Origin of the sequence: Zhongshania sp., from assembly GCF_029212375.1 — a bacterium.
Lineage (GTDB): Bacteria > Pseudomonadota > Gammaproteobacteria > Pseudomonadales > Spongiibacteraceae > Spongiibacter.
Map to the genome: position 1 here is coordinate 243,182 of NZ_JARGNU010000003.1, position 19,445 is coordinate 262,626.

The following is a 19,445-nucleotide window of genomic DNA, read 5'->3' on the forward strand; positions in this document are numbered from 1 at the left end:
GCACGTCACCGTGACTGCAGCTACTAAAAATCGCAACACCCCGTCGCGCGCGGGCCTTGCTCGCGGCTACCTCATTGCCGCATCTGTACATGCGTTTGCTGGTGCCATCGCGGTATTAAACGCCAGCGGCTTTGCCGAACCGGCTACCACCGCCACCGGCAAAATTGCCCTAGGCCGTTTTGCCAGTGAACTGGACAACACCAACGGCGCAAACGGCGCAGCGACTATTGAAGTTGAGCGCGGCTGCTTTCGGTTTGCGAACAGCGCCGCCGCAGACGAGATTGCCCTCACGGACGTGGGCCAGCTTTGCTATTTGGTGGACGACCAAACGGTGGCGCTCACGGATGGCACGAGCACACGGAGCGTGGCCGGGATCATTGACCATGTAGATGACAACGGGGTGTGGGTGATGATTGATCCTACCTCTGGCGCGGCGTTGTAAGGGCCGCTTAATTTTTTCCCCGAGAGGATTTTTTAATCATGGATTTAACTCCTAGCAACCTTCAAATTTTGTTTACTGGCTACAACACAGCGTTTCAAACGGGCTTTAGCAGCTTAGAAAATGACGCGATGATCTACGAGCACTACTGCATGGTGGTGCCGTCCAATACCAGCAAAGAGGTCTACCCCTTCTTGAAGGAGTTGCCCAGCATGCGTGAATGGATTGGTGATCGTGTGATTCATGGATTGGAATCTGGCGACTTCTCAATTAAAAACCGCAAGTTTGAAATGACCATTGCCGTGCCAAGGGACAGTATCGAAGACGATTCGTATGGCCTTTACGAACCTTTTTACCGCGACATGGGCATGAGCACACGCAAGCACCCTGTGCAGCTTTCGGTAGAAGTGTTGGAAAGTAACCCGATTTGCTACGACGGTCAGCCTTTATTTGATACAGACCATTTAGTACTGGATGCCGATGGCGAAGAAACGTCCGCTTCTAACGACATGGGCGGAGCTGGCCCTGCGTGGTATGTGATGGACTTGAGCCGCGCAATTAAGCCGTTGATCTTCCAACGCCGGCGCGACTATGACTTCCGTGCGATCAACAATCTTAACGACGCCGACGTATTCAAGACGGACAAGTTTATGTTTGGCGTGGATGCGCGTGCGAATGTAGGCGCAGGCCTGTGGCAGCTGATTGTACGCAGCAAGCAAACCTTCAACGCGGCCAACTACGAAGCCGCCCGTAACCGCCTGCAAGGCTTGCGCGGCGATTACGATCGCCCGATGGGCTTAACGCATACTCACACCATGATTCCGAACAGCCTTGAAGGTTCTGCACGCAAAGTGATTGTGAACACGCTTGCGACCGGTGGTGAAACCAACGAATGGGCTGGCAGCTCAACGTTGATTAAAAACCCTTGGTTGTCGGCGGCTTAATACCAATAAGACCGCACCTACCCAGGTGAGCTTGGCCCCCATCCGCCCCTGCACGGGTGGGGGCATTTTTAACAAAGGAGTATCACGTGGCACGAGCAAAAGCGACACCACAGAAAGCACCCGCTAAGGCAACCGTTGCAAGCACAGATGACAAAGTTAGTACTGCGACCTTTGTTGACGCGAATAACTCTGCAGATCCTAGGCAAGATGCTACGGATCAGCCTGGACAGGTTGAAACGATTTCCGCCACTGAAAATTCAGCGACCGCAAATCCAGAGGATGGTAAAGCAGAGGGAGTTGCTTCGGCGGAGATTGTTAGCGCCGATGATAAAGCTAGTACTGCGACCTCTGGTGATGCGATTAACTCTGCAGATCCTAAGCAAGATGTTATGGATCAGTCTAGTCAGAGTGAAGCCAACTCAGTCATCGAAAACTCGACTGCCATTAAACCCGATGACGGCAAACCGGAAGACGAGGCTTTAGTTGAGATTGTGATGATTCGCACTAAGCGCGGCGTTCAACAATTTCGCCGAGCTGGTTTTACGTTTACTCGCGAGGCTAGACCAATCGATATATCAGCATTGAGTCTTGATCAGGTCAAGGCCTTGGCTGAGGAGCCTCGCTTAGAGGTAGTGGAAGCGTCCTTCGATATAGAGCCTGCTCAATGAGCTACTGCACCCGCCAAGATTTGATTGATCGCTTTTCGGAACGAGAAATACTCGAACTGGAAAGCAATGATGACGGCGGGACAGATGCAGAGAAAGTCGCGCTTGCCATTGTTGACGCTAGCGGTGAAATCGATGGCTATCTGGCGGGCGCTGGATACGCGACACCGCTAAGCACTGTGCCTCCAATCATAACTGGGTATGCATGTGACATTGCTCGGTACCGGCTTTATGACAATGACGCCACTGAGCAGGTAACTAAACGCTATGAACTCGGCATTAAGTTTATGCGGGCGGTAGCAAAAGGCGAAGTGCGATTGACCGCTAATGGCCTGCCGTTGCAAGAATCTAACAATGCAGATTTGGTAGGCGAGGCAAGCTTTGAAGGTGGCCGCCAAGTATTTAATGGAGGCGGTTTTTAAGATGGCTGACTTCTTTGTCGTTCGCGACAGCTTAAAAGCCAAAATTGAAGCCGATGTGCCAGAGATTAGGCGCGTCTATTTTGCTGAAGACCTGGATGGCGTGAAAGAGTCCAGTCAGAACACACCCGCTGTTCATGTGCTGTATCAAGGCTATTCGCCGGCGCAGGCTGAACGGCTACGGGTAGACATCACTATCGATCAAGTCTGGGCAGTTGTACTTGTGCTACGCCATGCACGCGGCAAATACGAAGGCGGCGAAATACTAGACAAGTTAATTCAGGCGCTACACGGGTATCAACCCAGTGGTGCCGTTATGAAGTTAGAGCTGGCAAGCAGCACGTTTGCACCCAGTTACCGTCCAGGGGTGGCTTATTACCCACTGGCATTTTCAACCAGAGTTATTAACCGAAAAGGAGCCTAGCAATGGCGACGAAAAACTACTCATATTTGGGCAAAGGCCCAATCTATGCCGGCGTTGTTGGTGGAGCGCTTTTGCCCGTTGGTAACTGTTCCGCGCTGCAGTTTGCAGTGAGTGAGAGCAAGATCAATCAGCCTGACTATACCAACCCAGGCGGCGGCTCGGCTAACTCGGTATCGCGTGTAGACGACGTAACCGGATCGATGACGCTGCTAGATCTTAGCCCTAAAAACCTCTCGCTAGCGTATCGCGGCACCACTCGCGAGGTGACCGGCGGCGTTAACGTCACGGGTGAAGAGCATACCGCTTACCCGAGTGCGTTGCTTGCGTTTACGGACACGCCAGACATCAGTGACACCGGCGATATTGTTGTGACGCTAGACCCTTCTGGTTCTCCAACAGTACTGGTCGAGAATACAGATTACGAAGTAACCCGCGCGGGCGTCGTGTTCTTGGAAGGATCCACGAATATCACTGATGCAGTAGACGGCCACGACGTAGAGGTCGATTACCCGAAGGCTGACAGCGTTGTGATGGAAGCCCTTGTCTCGTCTGGCTTGGAATACCGTCTTGTGTTTGACGGTCTCAACGAAGCGCAGTCAGGTAAAGCGGTAACTATCTCAGCTCACCGTATCAAGTTTTCACCGACCGCTGGCAGCAGCTTTATCGGTGATGAGTTTGCGGAGCTTCCTCTCGAATTTACGGTGTTGTCCGACAGCGGTATTGCTGGTGCGGATATTTCTAAATTCTTCAAGGTGGCAATGGAGCAGTAATCGCACGGCGGCTTATGCCCGCCGTAGTTTTCCCCTAATAGATTTTGAGGACTTAAGACCATGACCGGACAAGACAAAGCAAAAACCGTGAAAGTGAAGCTTAACCAGGCACACACTCATCGCGGCAAAGATTACAAAAAAGACGAGGTTATCGACGTGCTCCCGCACTCTGCTAGTTACATTGAAAAGCACAAGATAGGTAGTCGCGTTTAATCTTTAGCACTTTTTTAAGGGGCGGCCCGACCGCCCTTTATTCATTCCGCATTAATCAATTCTATCCAGTCAGGAGTCTGCGCCGTGGAGCGTAACCTTGAGTTATCAGTCAAGTTAAAAACTGCCGTTGCCGGCCTTGCCGAAATTCAAAAATTGATTGGCGAGATTGATGGCGTAGGTGGCGCTACCGAAGAGGCTGCTGATCGCAGTCGAGCTTTGTCTGATGAAATTAAAAAGCTGGAAGACTCTCAGAAGCTAGTTGATAGCTTTAGAAATATTCGCTTAGAAGTGAATAAGACTGGCGACGAGTTAAGTGATGCTCAAGCCGAAGCGCAACGTCTCGGTAAAGAATTTGGCAGCGCATCAGCGCCGACAAAGAAACTAAAAACTGATTTTGAGAATGCCCGAAAAACTGTCCAACGACTAAAAGAAACTCAGATCGAGCAAACTCTTGCTCTGCAGAAAAGCCGCAAGGAGCTTGAGGGCGCAGGTCTATCGAGTCAAAAACTTAACGCCGCGCAGGCGGAAGTTCGCGAGTCAATGCAGCGCACAACAGATGAGATTGGAGACCTCACCCAGGAGCTTAAGCAAGCTCGCGACGCTTCGGCCAAGGATTTTAAAGATCCCACTGATAAGCTGGAGCGAGGGGCTAGGTCGGCTGGGAACTCACTTGAGACACTGACTTCTAGGATAAAACGCACTGCCACGGTAGCGATCGGCAGCGTTGCTGCGTTCTTCGGTATTCGTGAAGCTGTGCGCGGCATTACTGGAATCGTCGAGGTTGGCGGCGACTTCGAGATACTGCAGGCCCGTCTAGAGGCGCTTACTGGATCTGCCGAAGCAGGAGAAGAAGCCTTCGCATGGATTAAAGACTTTACTAAAAACACGCCTTTCCAGCTAAACGAAGTGACTGACGCATTTATCCGAGCCAAGGCGTTCGGATTGGATCCTATGAATGGCACATTGCAGGCCGTTGCTGACCAAGCCGCCAAGACCGGTGGTGGTATTGAAACCCTCAATGGGATTGTCAGCGCACTTGGTCAGGCTTATAGCAAGGGCAAACTTCAAACCGAAGAGATGCTCCAGCTCATTGAGCGCGGTGTTCCCGCCTGGGATCTATTAGCTAAAGCAACTGGGCGTAGTGCTGCTGAGCTGCAAAAAATGGCGACTGCTGGCGAGCTGGGCCGGAAAGAGATCCAGTTGCTAATTGATGCCCTCGGGGAGTCCGGCGCTGGTGCAGCCGAAAAGCAAATGGGCAAGCTACAGGGGCTGGTTTCAAATCTTAAAGACACCTTTGTCGGCTTTTTAAACGACATTAACGATAAAGGGCTGCTTGAATATATTAAAGATGAAATTAAAGGTATTGCAGCTGCCTTTAATGAGATGAAAGAAAGCGGTGAGCTGGACGCATTGGCAAAACGGATTTCCGATTCGATTATCAAACTGATCGAAACCGTAAAGGGCGTTGGGTCGTTTCTATATGAGTACCGGAATGCAATCGTAGCGGTAACAAAAGCGTGGGTGGCTTATAAAGCGATTAAGATTGGTTCCGACCTTATCTCTTTAGGCCAAAAGGTACGCTTGGCAACTCTTGATCTGGTGTCTTTTGAGAAGCAAACCGGCAAAAGTGCTGGGCGGCTCGGTAAGTTTGGCACGCTATTAAGGGCTGTTCCTGGGCCGGTTAAAATAGTGGCTTTAGGGGCTGCGTTTCTTGGCCTAGATGATATTTTGGTCGGTAGTGGTAAGGCGATTGGCGAGTGGGCGGCGAAGATGGCAGGGGCAGACGATATCGTTGCCGAGGCTCAGCGCCGCGTTAGGGCGAATGCCTCTGCTCGGCTGTATGCCCTAGAGGACGAAATTGCGGCTTTAGACCGCTATCGTGACGTTAGGCAGATTACTGCTGAGCAAGGGGCTAAGCTGTCTGAAGAGGAACGCTCAGCGTATGCCAAGCAGCTGCAGGGCCAAAAGGATTTACTTGCTGCAGAGTATAGCCGCGCACTTAATCAAGAGCTGCTAGGCGAGAACACCAAAAAGGCCCAAGCAGAAATATCTGCAGCACTTAAAGCTACCCGCGCGAGCATGACGGCGCTGACCGAGTCGGCGGATATTGCTGATCGGGCGATTAGTTCGGGTGTATCTGCATCTGCTCAAGTGCTCATTGATAAGTTCAGAGAATTGACTGCTGGCGGAGCGGAAGTCGCCGAAGCCCTTGATACTGTTTTTGAGAATTTTAAAACGGATTCTGTAGGGAATGTCCGCGCATTTGTTGAAGCGGTCGGAGAAATTGCGACAGAGTCATTAGAGGTTGCGGCGGCGCTAGACAAAAATATTGCCAAAAAGCTCGACGACATGACCGGTCAGGAGCTGCAGCGTTTTGCTATTACGCTAGAGTCCGCTTTCGACGGCGGTGCAGAAGGTGCAAAGAGATTTGCTGACCTTGCGGATCGCGTAGCTGATTCAGCACTTAAAAATATAGGCACGTCACTCCAAGAAATACGTACTGGTATTTCTGAAATGGAAGCTGACGCGCTCGTGAGTTTTGCGACGTTTACCGGGTCTGGTGTTCGATCGGCTGAAGAAGTTAAAGCCGCGATAGAGTCCCTGCAAGGCGAACTTAAAAACCCGGAGGCTGTGGACGAGTTCCGCCGGCTACTGTCAGCCTGGGCGGAATCAAGCGGCGAGAATATCGACGAGGTAAGTGCTGCACTTAAAGCATTGGCCGAAGACGTTAAAGGCACTGCTGAACAAATCGCCGCAGACCTTTCTAAGGCTATTCAGTCCGCCGGCAACGAAGAAGCAATAAACGAAATTCGCGCTCGTATAGGCACGTTATATAGCGAAGGGAAAATCGGCGTTGAGGAATACACCCGCGCTCTTGCCGAGGCTAGCGATCGTCAGCGTGAGTTAAGCGAGGCCGGAAGTGAAGCTGGCAAGAACGTCGCCGACGGCATGGACGAGGCCACTGAGTCAGTTAAAGAGTTTGGTGAGGAAGCCAGTCGCGCCGAGCAAATAATCGGTGATACCGCATCCAGAGCGCGAGGAATCGCCGAGGGCATTTCATCTTTTTACAATACCGTCACAGCGAACCTTATCTCACTCAGTCAACAAGCGCACGACGCCTTTATCAACGCGACAGGTGGAGAAGCTGCGCAGAGAGGGCTTGATGAATATCGGACGAAGCTAGAAGCCGTAGAGGGACAGATTCGCAGCATGACAGCGGCGGTCAGCCTAGACCGCAGCGGCATTCTCAACTGGTTTAAGGACACCTCAATCGCAGCGTCGCAAGTAGAGGCTGACTTCTATCGTCAAAAGCTCGCACTAGAGGATCTGGTCACAAGCTTGAGCAATGGTGGTCTCGCCGGCCGCTATATGTCTGACTCCATTGATTCGTTAGGTCGTCGTTTTGACCTGCTGGACGATCAAGACTTGTCGCGGCTGCAGGGTGCAATCCAGCGAGTGCAAGCCGAAGTTTCGAGCCTAAATGATTCCCTACAAGACACCATCAGCAGCTTACGCCAAGAGCTTGCAGGTCTGCAGGGCGATAATGAACAGCTTGAGCAATTGCGTTACGCAGAACAGCGGGCGGAGCTTGAGGCCCAGTTGCAAAAAGCTCGCTCGCTTGGTGACAGGGAGGCCACTGCAGCTGCACAGGAAGCCCTCAATCTCTCTCAGCAGGCTTATAACATCCGGCTTGCGCAAGCTAAAGAACGTACTGCAGACGAGAAAGCCCGCGTTACTGAACAAGCCGCTGAAACTGAACGACAACGTCAGCTAGTAGAAGCTCAGCAGCGAGAAACCACGGCACAAAACTTCTCGAGTGAAGACCGCCAAAACACCGTCACTCAACTTCCGTCGCGCACGATAATTTTGCAGGCGCCAGACGGCCGCCAAGCCTCCGTGACAACAGATAACGAAGACGATCTTATCTCTGTGCTTGAGAGCTTAGGCCGGAGGGTCAGCTAATGCCGATATCCATTACCGACGGTACCACGACCATCGACCTGCCTAGCGACCTGCAGTGGTCAGACGAGTTTGAGTGGTCGAGCGTCGAGCAAGAAAAGGAATACAGTCTCACCGGCGCGCTGCTTGTGCAGCAAGGCATTAAGCAAAAAGGTCGGCCAATCACACTGAAAAGCGGTGGCGGCGCTTGGGTGCTGCGCTCTGTCGTTAAAGCGCTGCAGGCTTACTACAACACCCCTGATCAAGTTTTTACGCTAACGCTTTGGGACGAGACTTTTGTCGTCCAATTTGAGCGCCCAGACGGATTAAAAGCCGAGGAAGTACTCCGCCAGGCCGATCCGGGCCCCACACACTTTTACACCATCGAATTAAAATTATTTGAGGTAGCAGAATGACTATTACGAGCGATCAGATTGTACTCGCCGAGTCACAAGTCATGGCCGACACCGAGGACGGTGGCGGTCGTATGTCTGGGAGCGTGGTCGAGGAAGGGGCAATCAACAATACGATGCCGGATATATCGCGGCTTGATCGAGTGTACGGCCGTGTGAATTTACGAAAGTTATTTCTATCAGTGCGATCGGCGAATCAAGACACTTTACTTGGTGCTCATTCAATTTTATTACGTCAGCCGCTAGACCCTCGCGTTGCTGTTTCGTTGTTTCAAACGGGGAGTCATACGGATCGCCGCGCAGATGCTCGGGATCGCCTAGAGAGCTATCTCGTCAAATCGTCAGAAGCCAATTTTTGGCTTTGGGGTGATCAGCTGGAAAGCCAGCGGGGGATCGCTGCACTGCAGCGTGTAGATGCAAAGCCGCCCGAGCCAGGCGAAGTGTATTGCTTAGTGACTCCCGAAGGGTATGAGCAATACATCCGGTTCACCGATGTTACCGTTGCCACAGAAATATTCACGACCTATGTCGGAACCAGCCTTTATGATTTTCCATTGCAAACGCTACGCATAAATATTGCCAGCGAACTTGAGGAAGACTTTGTCGGGTCCGAGCCATTACCAACCGGCCGTGAAAAATCTAAATCCAAAGTGCTTACGTCTCAGGTTGCGGATGCCGCTAGATATTTTGGCGCAGCTAAGGTGTCTGTGAGCGCAGAGCCTGGCGACCTAACTGCACAGGTCAATTCTGTTTATACAAACTTGGTGCCTAGCGCCCAGAGCGAAACTCCGCTTACCGATCGCGCCGCTGGGCCGGGTCGCTTGCCTGTTGTGCCCATCTCAGATTCTACGCTTACCGTTAATGCCGACGATGTAAATCAAGATCTCGATGGCTACGCTGTTTACTACACCGGTCGAGGCATCGTGCCTGGCTCCTTGGTTATTGGCGGGGGAAATGGCGATTATGTCGATAACGGCGGGGCCATTAAGCATTCAGCTGGATCAAACCGTTTAGATCTATCGGAAATTGATTACCAAAACGGCATCGTGCGTATCAAATGGACGTCGAGTAGTTATAAAAACAATCCGATCACACTCACCTTTTTGCCTGGCGCATCGTATTCGCAGCAAGCCTACAGCTTTGGTGTGCCTATTTTATTGCAAAACAGATCGCTCAGTTACGTTCAGCAACTCCGGCCAATACCCGCGCCTAGCACAACAATTATCGAGTACATGGCGCTCGGCCGCTGGAACACAATTCGCGATCGTGGCGACGGAATACTCGAGGGCGATGGCGTCGGGCAAATCAACTATGCGAGCGGAACGCTCGAAGTAACGCTATCGGCATTGCCGGACGTTGGCCCTGAAATCATTTATTCATGGGGCGATCCGCGCTCGTTTGACATCCAAGACGGGGCAACAACAGAGCCGAATATTGTGGTGAATATAAGCGTAACCGAGCTTGTCAGCTAACAACGGTTAAAGGGGAAATTTATGGCAACAGGATCAGTGGGGTCGGTGGGTGGATCCATCTCGCGCAAGCCGTTCGCGGTGGGTAGCGTAGCAATAGAGTGGAGTGTCGGTGCAACAACGTACACCTTAAGTGACGACGGTGCGGGGCACTTAACCGGCGACGGTGCGGGGGTTATTAATTACGCGTTTGGTACGGTGCAGTTTAAGCCAAACCCAGCGCCAAGGCCGATTGATGGAGATTATGAGTTTTCGTACAACCGCTGGAATGGCGCCGGCACAAAGCTATCTGACAGTGTAACGGCGACCCAAGCAGAGATTACGCGGACACTCTCAGGTGCACCTCTTTCTGTCGGCTCAGTCGTCGTAAAGGCGACAATGGTTCGGCAGCGAGAAGCCCTTGATTTTAACAGCAACGGCGCCGGCGGGAGTGCTTCAGAACGTCGAGAATATAAAATCGACGTGTATGCCAGCGATAATGGCGACGGCGAACTGTTGCGCGATGGCGAAGTGGTGGGAACGATCAACTACACCACGGGAGAAGTTGTCTTTGATCTTCGTAAAAACTACACCTATGAGGTTTTGGAAGAAACCGAAGGGCCAGTGCTGTATCAAGAGTGGGAGGTGGACGGCGGCGCTTCCGAGTTAGAAGTTTATGACAATACCATCGATATAGCTTTGTTTTACACAATCACCTCCGATCCTACGACAGCAGTTACTAAGTACATCCCCATTGAGGCGGTAACGGTTGACCTAATACCCGCCAACGGCAGGCCGATCATTCCCGGCTCACTACTTTTTACGTGGGCGGGCAAAACCTACCGAGACCGCCAAGGCGCTATTATTACGGACTGGTCCAGCACGACCGACGCAGGGGTCAGTGTGGGGTCGATAGATTACTCGACTGGGATTGTCTCATTGGAGGACTGGGCCGATGGTGCAGATCTTACCGCTGCCCCAGTTTTGCTTGGGTGCTTAACATGGCGGGGCGAGCGAACAACAAATTTCTCAAAGTTTAGAGCTGCCGGCGCGCCGCTCCGGCAGGGCTCAATGATTGTTAATGCGGTTACCGAGGCGGGGGAAGAAATCGTCGTTACCGCGGCGCTAGACGGATCTTTGACTCACGCCAAAATCACCTCGGGCAATGTAGACACAGAAAACGGCATAGTCTCGATCGAGTGGGCGGAGCCCGTATTTCCTACCTCGATCAAATATTCAGCTGTGGCCTATAAATTCTTACCGCTCGACCCGACACTTTTGGGCCTAAATCCGACTAGGCTGCCGAGCGACGGTCGTGTGCCAATTTTCTTACCTGGCGATGTTGGCGTTTTCAGCCACACCATTGAAACCGCCGTGGCCAGCCCTGTCGCCGGCGAGGATTTAACTTTTACCCGCGACCATCAGGCCGAGGTCTGGGTGAAAGGCGCCAACGGCTTAGCGCTAAAGCCAACTGCTTACGTGCTTGATCGCGAGGCTGGCATTTTAACTTGGGCAGATCCTTTGGTGTTAGAAACCGATGATGAGGAGCCGCAGGCACTAACGACACCGCTCACGGTATTTGATCGTGTTGAGGACATGGTTTTAATCACTGACGTCCAAGTCTCAGGGCTAATTGGCTTTAATGCGCCGTTATCACAAGACTACCCAGCCGATGAAGCCGTTCTATCGTCTGCAGTTCTCCACGGTGACCTGCGCGCGCGGGTCTACAACTTGTTTCACCAAGCCAGCTGGACAAGCGTGTGGAGCGATAGCCGGATCGGGTCAGACACCACCGCAAAATATAACGACGTAGCCTTTCCGCTTGAAATCAACAACCAAGGCTCGATCAAAGAACGCTGGCGGATAAGCTTCACTAGCTCCACGACCTTTCAGATCGTCGGCGAGACAGTTGGTGTTATCGGTACCGGCGACACCTCAACCGATTGCGCCATTGCAAACCCCGCCACTGGCGCGCCGTATTTTACTATTCGGCAGGCTGGCTGGGGATCGGGCTGGGCCAGCGGTAACCAAGTGCGATTTAACACCGACGGTGCGCAGTCTCCTTTTTGGCTAGCGCGGACGGTTTTGTCCGGCCCCGCTACAGCAGAAGAAGATAGCTTTGCGACTCAAAACAGAGGGGATGCTGACTGATGGCAGGTTTTGGATGGCACCCAGCAAACGCAGGTCCTGGTATTGATGTTGCTGCCGGCGCGTTAACTGCCTCCCGCGCTACCGATGGCGGTGGTGGGACCTACGCGGCACTGCGCGGAAATGCAGGTAGAACCCGAGGTAAGCGATACTTCGAGGTTGATGCAAGCAGTGTTGGCTGCGCAGTAGGGTTTGTAAGCGTTACTGCAGACCTCGACGATCAGCTCGGCGGGGGATCGACTGCGTCGCAGTGGGGGTTTTTGCTTTCAAATGGGTATTTGTATTATCGCGACGAAATCGAGAGTGCGTCTTTCAATACCGGAACAGGCGCAGTTTCAGCCAGTATAATCGGCGTATTACTTGATTTCGACGCGCACTCAGTCACGTTCTACAGCGATGGTGAGCTTTTGTTTTCGAGGTCGGTTGTGTTCACTGAAGGGATGACGATTTATCCTGCTGCGCACTTGGACGTGGGAGCTGCAGATGTTGAGCTGGTTACGGTCGAGCCGTTTAATTATGCGCCGGATCTTACGTTTGTCGATTGGGATAAATCGGATAAAGCGATCGGCAGTAGAGTGTCAGGAACACTAGAAGTGGAGGGCAGCCCAGCGTCACGACTTGTAAAAGCCTTTACCTACGACCGAATACCTTTTTCAATCAACAATAAGCCGATCAAAGAAAGCAAGCCGCTGGGGCAGTCACTTAGCGACACGTTCACAGGCGAGTATGAAATTCAGCTGCGTGACGGGTACAACGGCGAAGTTATTGTTTTTGCTTTTGACAATTACGGCGAGGCGTTCGATGCCGACGTAAGTGTTGGCATTGGCGATCGCATTCACCCAACAACCCCTAGCGGGTACGTATACGAATGTACTGGCGGCGGAACCCTGCCAAGCACGGAGCCTGACCCTTGGCCGACAGATACAGAGGCCAGTCATCTTATCGGTACTGCATCGTTTGATGTAAAACCATTTTATCGCCCGGAAGCGCACGGGCCTATTGTGCCTGAGTTCGTAGAAGTCGATGGCGATGCCGACGCATTTGGTTTTGTTGCAAGTGCTTACAATCATGGTTTAGCTATAAATGTCGACGGCACTGTTACAGGGTGGGGCAGCAACACTTACGGCAGGGCCACCCCGCCGGTAGGCTTAGACGGCGTTTTGCAAGTCGAGGCAAGTAACGAATGCAGTTACGCACTAAAAACTGATGGCACAGTGGTCGCTTGGGGGAATAGCTACGGTGGCCAGCTTAATGTGCCTTCAGGGCTTAATAATGCAATTCAAATTTCGGCAGGATACAACTGGTGCTTAGCGGTAAAGGCTGACGGTACGGTCGTGGCTTGGGGGAATAATGATTCTGGACAAGTGAGTGGCGTTGCGTCGTTAAGCAATGTTAAGCAAGCCGCAGCCGGCCGCACTTGGGGTATTGCGCTCATGCATGACGGCACAACAGCTCACTGGGGGTATGATTATGCCGGTTTAGCTACAGGCATCGCCAGTATGGGTAGCGACATAATACAAGTTGCCGCAGCGCGAGCAGATTACCACTGCCTCGCCCTCCGTGCCGATGGCACCGTTACGTCGGCGGGTATAAATAACTATGGACAAAGAAATATACCGGGGGGCTTGTCTAATGTCGTACAAGTGTCAGCTGGTAACGGCTATAGCTATGCACTTATAAGTGGTGGTGGGCTGTCTGGATGGGGCCGTAATAACCAAGGGCAAATTAGCACGCCTGGAGGTCTTCCGCCGCTCGTGCATATATCAAGTGCTTATTTGACAAGTGTTGGTGTTGACGCTGGCGGAAACGCGTTTTTCTGGGGGTTAAGTGTAGGGTCCGTGCCTGCTGGTTTAAATTTACTATTACCAAATTTACCGCAAGCATGACATACATTGTCCCCAGCGCGACCGGCCACGTTTTAGCTTTTGATGGCGAGGGCTACGTACCGCCCACAGGGGAGGCTGTCGGGTTTATATTTGGCGATCCGGGCGAGCCGCCAGCGTTTGAATACCCGATACCACCGTCGCTACTTTCCACTGCCAGCCACGGCATACTTTTAGCGTCAGTATTGGTTGCGACGGACAGCGCAGAGAGTTACTCACTAACGCCTGCTAAACGGTCAGTGCGGAGGCAAATACAAGCTGATAGCTCTAAGCCGTTTGGTACTCGAGCAGAAAATCAATGGACTAAAACTAGCCCAACCGACGACCCTGCCGAGTGGGTAAGACACGGGTGGGATCATGCCGCCAACATCGATGCTGGGCTGGTCGATGCTGTCCAAAGCTGGAACAAAGTGCCCACAAAGGACGATAACGCACCCCCGCAAAGCTGGGATATGTCGATCCGTCGAACAGACGAGCAAGTGCCTCAGCCGTGGATACGCCCACCATTTAAAGACGTTCTGGACATTCAGGGTCATATCGATAGTGTTAAATATTGGGAGAGGCCGCCGCCGGTCGAGGAATCGACATACTACAACCCCGGATCAAGCGACTTCAATTTGCGTCGCAAGCCCTACATCGTGCCGAGCGCAGCACTAATTGATATAAATTTCTTACCGCCAGACGGTGAAGTTACCGAGACCAACGATACGCCCCCGACTCGCGCGCTGTTTTCAGGCCGCGACCTACAGGGCTGGGAAACCAACACACCAACCGATTCCCGCTTCCGCCATCCGTGGGATCGCAAACCGCGCGTCGGAACCGAGCTGGTGTGGGACTACGACCAAGAGCCGCCACTACCCGATAAAGATCCTGCCGACATACCCGAAATAAAAGAGAGCTATCTTTATATGAATGCTAGCAGCTTAAAGAAAATGCCCGAAGGGATTCCGCTTGAATTTGCCGATCTGCAAATCTCGCTCGATATTGATTCGTTCAGCTGGGCAATGTCGGCAACGATCTTAAATCAGGCAAGCATGAATCAAATAAAGCCAGGGCCGAGCGGGCCGGTTGAAGTTGAGGCCAAGGTTAACAATAAAGCGTGGCGGTTCATGATCGAGCGTTACACCGTCACAAGTAAGCATCCGAAGACGGCATACAAAGTCAGCGGATCGAGCCTCACGCAACTGCTGGCCGCACCGTACAGCGCGAAACAATCAGCGCAGATCACAACCCCGACAAACGCGCTCCAAGTCATTCAAGACATACTCGAAAACACCGGCTTTGAGATCGACTGGGATGTTAGCCTTGCCGACTACACTATCCCCGCCGGCGCGTGGGGCTACGAAAGCAAAACCCCGATCGAAGTTATCGACGAACTAGTCAAAGCCGCCGGCGGAGTACTGGTACCCGCGACAGCATTGTCGAAACTCTATGCAGCCCAGCGCTACCGAGAAGCACCGCCCTGGTACTGGCCAGCGATAGACTCAAGCAGCTTAGACTTTCAGATCGCCGACTCAACGATATCGAGTTTGTCGAGTGAATGGCAACCTACAACCGAATATCGCGGCGTGTACGTCTCCGGTATAACGCAAGGTGTCGCGGTCGACGTTAAGAAAAATGGATCAGATGGGTTACCGAGGGCGCCTGACGTCTACGACGCGCTGAACCTAACAACGCAGCAATGCCGAGGGCGCGGGATATCGATTCTAGGCCAGTCCGGAGCGCAAGAAATTGTCACGATCGAGCTACCCCTACCAACCTCCGGCGCCCCAGGTCTTGTCGTGCCGGGGAAATGGGGTGAGATCCAAGAAACTAACGACTCCGAAAACAACTGGCGGGCACTCGTGCTATCCACCACAGTCAGCGTAAGCCGTCCAGGCGCGAGCAGAGCAATGCAAACAATTCGCTTAGAGCGGCATCACTATTAAGGGGTCTTATGACAACGGTTAACGCATTCCTTCGCTTTCGCCAGCTGCTGCCACAGCGCACCAGATACACCGCGACGATCACGGCAATTAATGCAGATGGCACAAGTAACGGCACCACCCGCGACGGCGGCAAAGTAAAAGTGCTGGGTGACTCGGTAAGCATTGGCTTAAAAGCGTGGATCGCAGACGGCCGCATCGTCGGCGAAGCGCCGTCGCTTACTGAGTATGTGGAGCTTGTTTAAGGCTGAGGATCGTCGTTGTGTTCAGGCTTATTGTAGCCAGCAGTAATGTCTTGATCCGACTTGATGGTAAGCGTGACCTCGTTACCTTCGCTGCCCAAAAGCGTGATGACGGTATCGTCGCCGATACAGATCTTTTTGCCGGGACGTAGAGTGAGTATGAGCATAGTTTTTAAATAGCTATGAGTAAGAGGAAAGAGACAGCGAGTGGCAAGGTGCGCTAACACCAAACCACCCGCCCACAGTAGATGTCACTGTGAGCCGAGGCTGCCCCGCTCGACGTCGAGCAAAAGCAGCGTACCAGAATTTGTGGAGGTTCGCGTGCAAGAAATACGATGTAGCCGGTGTAACCGGTTACTTGTAAGAGCAGTATTTATTCGCATTGAGGCTAAGTGCCCTCGATGTAAGTTCTTTAACAATCTGAGTGCCCCGAGCACCTTGAGCGCCCCGAGCGCCATCAAAGGTGCTCGTCATGATCAAATTACACAATCGGGATTGTCTGGCCGTACTGGCAGAGATGGAGACTAATAGCGTCGATCTGGTAGCGACAGATCCCCCATATTATCGAGTCAAAGCTGACGCTTGGGATAATCAGTGGACAAGCCAGGACGAGTTTTTAGCCTGGCTTGAATCGGTAGTGATTGAATGCGTCAGAGTGTTAAAGCCCACAGGCAGCCTCTATATGTTTATGGGGCCGAAAATGGCAGCCAGTGTTGAACGAATGATTGCAAAACATATGGTCGTCGAAAATCACATCGTTTGGATCAAGCCATCAGGCATGCATAAGCGGCAATGCCGAGCGAGCCTTCGCCGTTATTTCCCAGCTACTGAGCGCATTATATTTGCGACCCAGCGGGAGTACTCCGAAGCCAAAGCGCAGCATGCCGCAATTGCTGAGGCTTGTGAGCCGGTGATTAGTTACTTAAGGGATGTGCTCGCGGGGAGCGGTTTAAGTCAGTCAGATGTAGATCGGGCGATTGGTGTCCAAATGGCGGGACACTGGTTTGGCCGGTCTCAGTGGCGGCTTCCCACTGAGGGTCAATATAAGCAGCTTCAACAGTTGTTTAATGGCCGGTTAACGCGATCTTATTCAGATGTTAAAACCCAGTGCGATGCCCTAGTAAATGATGCAACCAAACCGGCAAAACGCCACTTCGACCTAGACGGCCGCGAGTGGTTTACTGATGCGTGGGTGTGCCAGCCGGTGCAATATTATCCAGGCAAACACCCCTGCGAAAAGCCCCTTTCTATGATGAAGCATATAGTCACCGCGAGCACCGTACCCGGCTCTGTGGTTCTCGATCCTTTTATGGGGGGTGGTACGACAGGGGTTGCATCGATCAGGAACGGCAGAAGCTTCATTGGATGCGAGATGGAGAAGGCTAATTTCGATGCTGCAAAAGCGAGAATGGCGGCTGTTTAGGTAGTTGTGTTGGATTTGGCGCGCTGTCGCGATTTTTTCGGCGCGCTACACCCTCAGAGGCAATTTAGTAGTACGCACAAACAATAGAGTCTGCCGAGTTTATTGCTAAGGCCGTAAGAGATTTAAATTATTTTTTGACGTTTCGTTGAAATCGATATGCAAAAAAGCCCTGTATAAACAGGGCTTTAGAGTTAAATAATGGCGGTGAGGGAGGGATTCGAACCCTCGAACAGTTTGACCCGTTACACGCTTTCCAGGCGTGCTCCTTCAGCCACTCGGACACCTCACCAAAATCGTTTTCCGTGCATTTTTAGATGGTTTTATGAGCGTCAGGACCGCACGCCTGCGTGCTCGTTATCGTCCTGCGGACGCTTTCTCCGGCAAAGCCTCCGAAACAGCCACTCGGACACCTCACCAAAATCGTTTTTCGTGCATTTTTAGATGGTTTTACGAGCGTCAGGACCGCACGCCTGCGTGCTCGTTATCGTCCTACGGACGCTTTCTCCGGCAAAGCCTCCGAAACAGCCATTCGGACACCTCACCAAAATCGTTTCTCTAGTTAAGTGCAGAGAAAATCTCGCAAGCGCTTTTTTAGAGCGGGTTTTGAGGGCGGCTACTCTAACGAAGTTTGCCATGAATGGCAATTGCGATTTTACTTGCTGCGGCGATGTTTTGTTTTGGTGCAGTCATTGGTATGTGCACCAAAACATTGCTCTTTGTTTGGTGTGAATGACTCCCTTCCTTATGTTTACTGTATTTTGTGAACTGGAACGCTTATTGCTGGCACCAGTTTACAGTGCCCGCTTTTGGATGCGGGCCGGTATTTGACAGGGCAAAGGGCTTCTATGGTGTATTCTCCGGAAATGGTGGCGCTGCTACAGCAATTGCGTTCTCGTATTTTCGCTGAGTTTGGGACGCGAATACGATTGGCTGACCCAGAGCTGCTTTCTGCTGTGGGCGACATGGGCAAAAAAAGCAGAGATCCGTTTACCCGTAAAACCGTGGTTGAGATCATGAAAATGGCGGGTATTCCGTTTCAAATTGAGCCGTCGAGCAGCGCGGCGCCCGCGGTGGTCCGCAATACTCAGTCAGTGGAAATAATGTACCGAGGTACTAAGATTCTTCGCGACAAAGTGAGCGACACCATCAGGACTGATAATTCCGCCGAGCGTCATACTCGGCAAATGTACCGTGGCCAGGTGGTGCATAAATAGCGTGCTTGTGCCTGCAAGCTGCGTGTTTATTTTTGAGATTAGCAAGAAGTAGGTCACCCTTTAATTCCCGTCCTTATTCCTTCTGTACTTAAATTACTGATCTTTCGACTCCAAGATTCGGTATTTTCTTGGCGTCTAAGTGATCGCTGTGTGTGCGTTATTGCTTATTTCTATAGCTGCAATTATTGCCTAAGCCTATTAACTTGGCGGCTTACTGCTTATCATTGCGGTTTTACTGAATAAATTCTGGCGACATATGACGATAAAGTGCTCAATCGTGCCGGTGACGGCGTATCAGCAAAATTGCTCGGTAATGGTCTGTGAAGAAACGGGTAAAGCCGCTATTTTTGATCCCGGCGGTGATATTGAAAATATTGAAGCTGCGATTGCGAATCTGGGTGGCACCCTGGCGGTTATTTATTTAACGCACGGTCATATGGACCACTGCGCCGCGGCCGATGTGCTGCGCAAGAAGTACGGTGTAGAAATTATTGGTCCTCAAAAGGAAGATGCGTTCTGGATCGATAAGCTGCCAGAATGGTGCAAAATGACCGGTTTTCCTCATGCAGATCCGTTTACGCCAGACCGCTGGCTGAACGACGAAGACCGCGTGGCGTTTGGCAATCAGGAATTGCAGGTAAAATTCTGTCCGGGCCATACCCCTGGCCATGTAATTTTCTTTCACGAGCAGGCGCGTTTGGCTATTGTGGGCGATGTTTTATTTCAAGGCTCTATTGGCCGCACGGATTTTCCCCGTGGCGATTACGATACCTTGCTTGCTTCTATCCAAAACAAGCTTTGGCCACTGGGTGATGACGTTACCTTTATTCCAGGCCATGGACCGACCTCCACCTTTGGCCACGAGCGAAAAACCAACCCCTTTGTGGCGGACGGCAAATTTGCTTAAGTGTCGGCATTCAACGCCGGCAAAACATT

18 protein-coding genes and 1 tRNA gene are annotated in these 19,445 nt (G+C 52.0%); 17 read left to right on the forward strand and 2 right to left on the reverse strand.

Going from position 1 to position 19,445, the window contains the following annotated elements:
- Window positions 1-10: 10 nt before the first annotated feature.
- The 13 genes from P1U47_RS05330 to P1U47_RS05390 all read left to right on the forward strand — a co-directional run bounded on the left by P1U47_RS05330 (window position 11) and on the right by P1U47_RS05390 (window position 15,875).
- On the forward strand, window positions 11-442 hold the full coding sequence (locus P1U47_RS05330) for a hypothetical protein (RefSeq protein ID WP_301027559.1): 432 nt from the start codon (window positions 11-13) through the stop codon (window positions 440-442).
- Between the two features lie 38 nt (window positions 443-480).
- On the forward strand, window positions 481-1,383 hold the full coding sequence (locus tag P1U47_RS05335; RefSeq protein WP_301027560.1) for a Mu-like prophage major head subunit gpT family protein: 903 nt from the start codon (window positions 481-483) through the stop codon (window positions 1,381-1,383).
- Window positions 1,384-1,469: 86 nt separating this feature from the next.
- On the forward strand, window positions 1,470-2,051 hold the full coding sequence (locus P1U47_RS05340) for a hypothetical protein (RefSeq protein WP_301027561.1): 582 nt from the start codon (window positions 1,470-1,472) through the stop codon (window positions 2,049-2,051).
- A complete protein-coding gene (locus tag P1U47_RS05345) occupies window positions 2,048-2,470 on the forward strand; it encodes a DUF1320 domain-containing protein (RefSeq protein ID WP_301027563.1) in 423 nt (140 codons plus the stop codon). The genes P1U47_RS05340 and P1U47_RS05345 overlap by 4 nt, the downstream gene beginning before the upstream one ends.
- A gap of 1 nt (window position 2,471) precedes the next feature.
- Window positions 2,472-2,891 (forward strand): Gp37 family protein, encoded by a 420-nt coding sequence (locus P1U47_RS05350; protein WP_301027564.1) that lies wholly within the window; start codon window positions 2,472-2,474, stop codon window positions 2,889-2,891.
- A 2-nt stretch (window positions 2,892-2,893) separates the two neighbouring features.
- Window positions 2,894-3,661: a hypothetical protein gene (locus tag P1U47_RS05355; RefSeq protein WP_301027565.1), complete on the forward strand. Its 768-nt coding sequence runs from the start codon at window positions 2,894-2,896 to the stop codon at window positions 3,659-3,661.
- 297 nt (window positions 3,662-3,958) lie between these two features.
- Window positions 3,959-7,837 (forward strand): tape measure protein, encoded by a 3,879-nt coding sequence (locus P1U47_RS05360; protein WP_301027566.1) that lies wholly within the window; start codon window positions 3,959-3,961, stop codon window positions 7,835-7,837.
- A complete protein-coding gene (locus P1U47_RS05365; RefSeq protein ID WP_301027567.1) occupies window positions 7,837-8,229 on the forward strand; it encodes a hypothetical protein in 393 nt (130 codons plus the stop codon). Before P1U47_RS05360 ends, P1U47_RS05365 begins: the two co-directional genes overlap by 1 nt.
- On the forward strand, window positions 8,226-9,698 hold the full coding sequence (locus P1U47_RS05370; RefSeq protein WP_301027568.1) for a hypothetical protein: 1,473 nt from the start codon (window positions 8,226-8,228) through the stop codon (window positions 9,696-9,698). Before P1U47_RS05365 ends, P1U47_RS05370 begins: the two co-directional genes overlap by 4 nt.
- Before the next feature lie 21 nt (window positions 9,699-9,719).
- Window positions 9,720-11,825 (forward strand): hypothetical protein, encoded by a 2,106-nt coding sequence (locus tag P1U47_RS05375; protein WP_301027570.1) that lies wholly within the window; start codon window positions 9,720-9,722, stop codon window positions 11,823-11,825.
- Entirely contained in the window at window positions 11,825-13,708 is a 1,884-nt protein-coding gene (locus P1U47_RS05380) for an SPRY domain-containing protein (RefSeq protein ID WP_301027571.1), read from the forward strand. The genes P1U47_RS05375 and P1U47_RS05380 overlap by 1 nt, the downstream gene beginning before the upstream one ends.
- A complete protein-coding gene (locus P1U47_RS05385) occupies window positions 13,705-15,633 on the forward strand; it encodes a hypothetical protein (protein WP_301027572.1) in 1,929 nt (642 codons plus the stop codon). The genes P1U47_RS05380 and P1U47_RS05385 overlap by 4 nt, the downstream gene beginning before the upstream one ends.
- An 8-nt stretch (window positions 15,634-15,641) precedes the next feature.
- Window positions 15,642-15,875: a hypothetical protein gene (locus tag P1U47_RS05390; RefSeq protein ID WP_301027573.1), complete on the forward strand. Its 234-nt coding sequence runs from the start codon at window positions 15,642-15,644 to the stop codon at window positions 15,873-15,875.
- Here the strand turns inward: P1U47_RS05390 and P1U47_RS05395 are convergent.
- Window positions 15,872-16,039 (reverse strand): carbon storage regulator, encoded by a 168-nt coding sequence (locus P1U47_RS05395; protein WP_301027574.1) that lies wholly within the window; start codon window positions 16,037-16,039, stop codon window positions 15,872-15,874. The genes P1U47_RS05390 and P1U47_RS05395 overlap by 4 nt on opposite strands.
- 154 nt (window positions 16,040-16,193) lie before the next feature.
- Here P1U47_RS05395 and P1U47_RS17575 point away from each other — a divergent pair, with 154 nt between their 5' ends.
- Both P1U47_RS17575 and P1U47_RS05400 read left to right on the forward strand, forming a co-directional pair.
- Entirely contained in the window at window positions 16,194-16,400 is a 207-nt protein-coding gene (locus P1U47_RS17575) for a Com family DNA-binding transcriptional regulator (RefSeq protein ID WP_366943118.1), read from the forward strand.
- Window positions 16,345-17,295: a site-specific DNA-methyltransferase gene (locus tag P1U47_RS05400; RefSeq protein WP_301027575.1), complete on the forward strand. Its 951-nt coding sequence runs from the start codon at window positions 16,345-16,347 to the stop codon at window positions 17,293-17,295. The genes P1U47_RS17575 and P1U47_RS05400 overlap by 56 nt, the downstream gene beginning before the upstream one ends.
- Window positions 17,296-17,494: 199 nt before the next feature.
- On the opposite strand, the gene P1U47_RS05405 is transcribed toward P1U47_RS05400, so the two are convergent.
- Window positions 17,495-17,584: transfer RNA gene (locus tag P1U47_RS05405), tRNA-Ser, on the reverse strand.
- A 556-nt stretch (window positions 17,585-18,140) separates the two neighbouring features.
- On the opposite strand from P1U47_RS05405, the gene P1U47_RS05410 reads away from it, so the two are divergent.
- Window positions 18,141-18,509 carry a hypothetical protein gene (locus P1U47_RS05410; protein WP_301027577.1) on the forward strand — a complete coding sequence of 123 codons (369 nt, stop codon included), beginning with the start codon at window positions 18,141-18,143 and terminating at the stop codon, window positions 18,507-18,509.
- A 256-nt stretch (window positions 18,510-18,765) separates the two neighbouring features.
- Window positions 18,766-19,416: an MBL fold metallo-hydrolase gene (locus P1U47_RS05415; protein WP_301027578.1), complete on the forward strand. Its 651-nt coding sequence runs from the start codon at window positions 18,766-18,768 to the stop codon at window positions 19,414-19,416.
- Window positions 19,417-19,445 lie beyond the last annotated feature (29 nt).

What these genes read in the sequence shown, in the direction of transcription:
- P1U47_RS05375 (WP_301027570.1), top strand. Translation starts at nt 9,720, where the DNA reads ATGGCAACAGGATCAGTGGGGTCGGTGGGTGGATCCATCTCGCGCAAG.
- P1U47_RS05370 (WP_301027568.1), top strand. Translation starts at nt 8,226, where the DNA reads ATGACTATTACGAGCGATCAGATTGTACTCGCCGAGTCACAAGTCATG.
- P1U47_RS05395 (WP_301027574.1), bottom strand. Translation starts at nt 16,039, where the DNA reads ATGCTCATACTCACTCTACGTCCCGGCAAAAAGATCTGTATCGGCGAC.
- P1U47_RS05335 (WP_301027560.1), top strand. Translation starts at nt 481, where the DNA reads ATGGATTTAACTCCTAGCAACCTTCAAATTTTGTTTACTGGCTACAAC.
- P1U47_RS05365 (WP_301027567.1), top strand. Translation starts at nt 7,837, where the DNA reads ATGCCGATATCCATTACCGACGGTACCACGACCATCGACCTGCCTAGC.
- P1U47_RS05415 (WP_301027578.1), top strand. Translation starts at nt 18,766, where the DNA reads ATGACGATAAAGTGCTCAATCGTGCCGGTGACGGCGTATCAGCAAAAT.
- P1U47_RS05400 (WP_301027575.1), top strand. Translation starts at nt 16,345, where the DNA reads ATGATCAAATTACACAATCGGGATTGTCTGGCCGTACTGGCAGAGATG.
- P1U47_RS05390 (WP_301027573.1), top strand. Translation starts at nt 15,642, where the DNA reads ATGACAACGGTTAACGCATTCCTTCGCTTTCGCCAGCTGCTGCCACAG.
- P1U47_RS05350 (WP_301027564.1), top strand. Translation starts at nt 2,472, where the DNA reads ATGGCTGACTTCTTTGTCGTTCGCGACAGCTTAAAAGCCAAAATTGAA.
- P1U47_RS05385 (WP_301027572.1), top strand. Translation starts at nt 13,705, where the DNA reads ATGACATACATTGTCCCCAGCGCGACCGGCCACGTTTTAGCTTTTGAT.
- P1U47_RS05410 (WP_301027577.1), top strand. Translation starts at nt 18,141, where the DNA reads ATGGTGTATTCTCCGGAAATGGTGGCGCTGCTACAGCAATTGCGTTCT.
- P1U47_RS05355 (WP_301027565.1), top strand. Translation starts at nt 2,894, where the DNA reads ATGGCGACGAAAAACTACTCATATTTGGGCAAAGGCCCAATCTATGCC.
- P1U47_RS05380 (WP_301027571.1), top strand. Translation starts at nt 11,825, where the DNA reads ATGGCAGGTTTTGGATGGCACCCAGCAAACGCAGGTCCTGGTATTGAT.
- P1U47_RS05345 (WP_301027563.1), top strand. Translation starts at nt 2,048, where the DNA reads ATGAGCTACTGCACCCGCCAAGATTTGATTGATCGCTTTTCGGAACGA.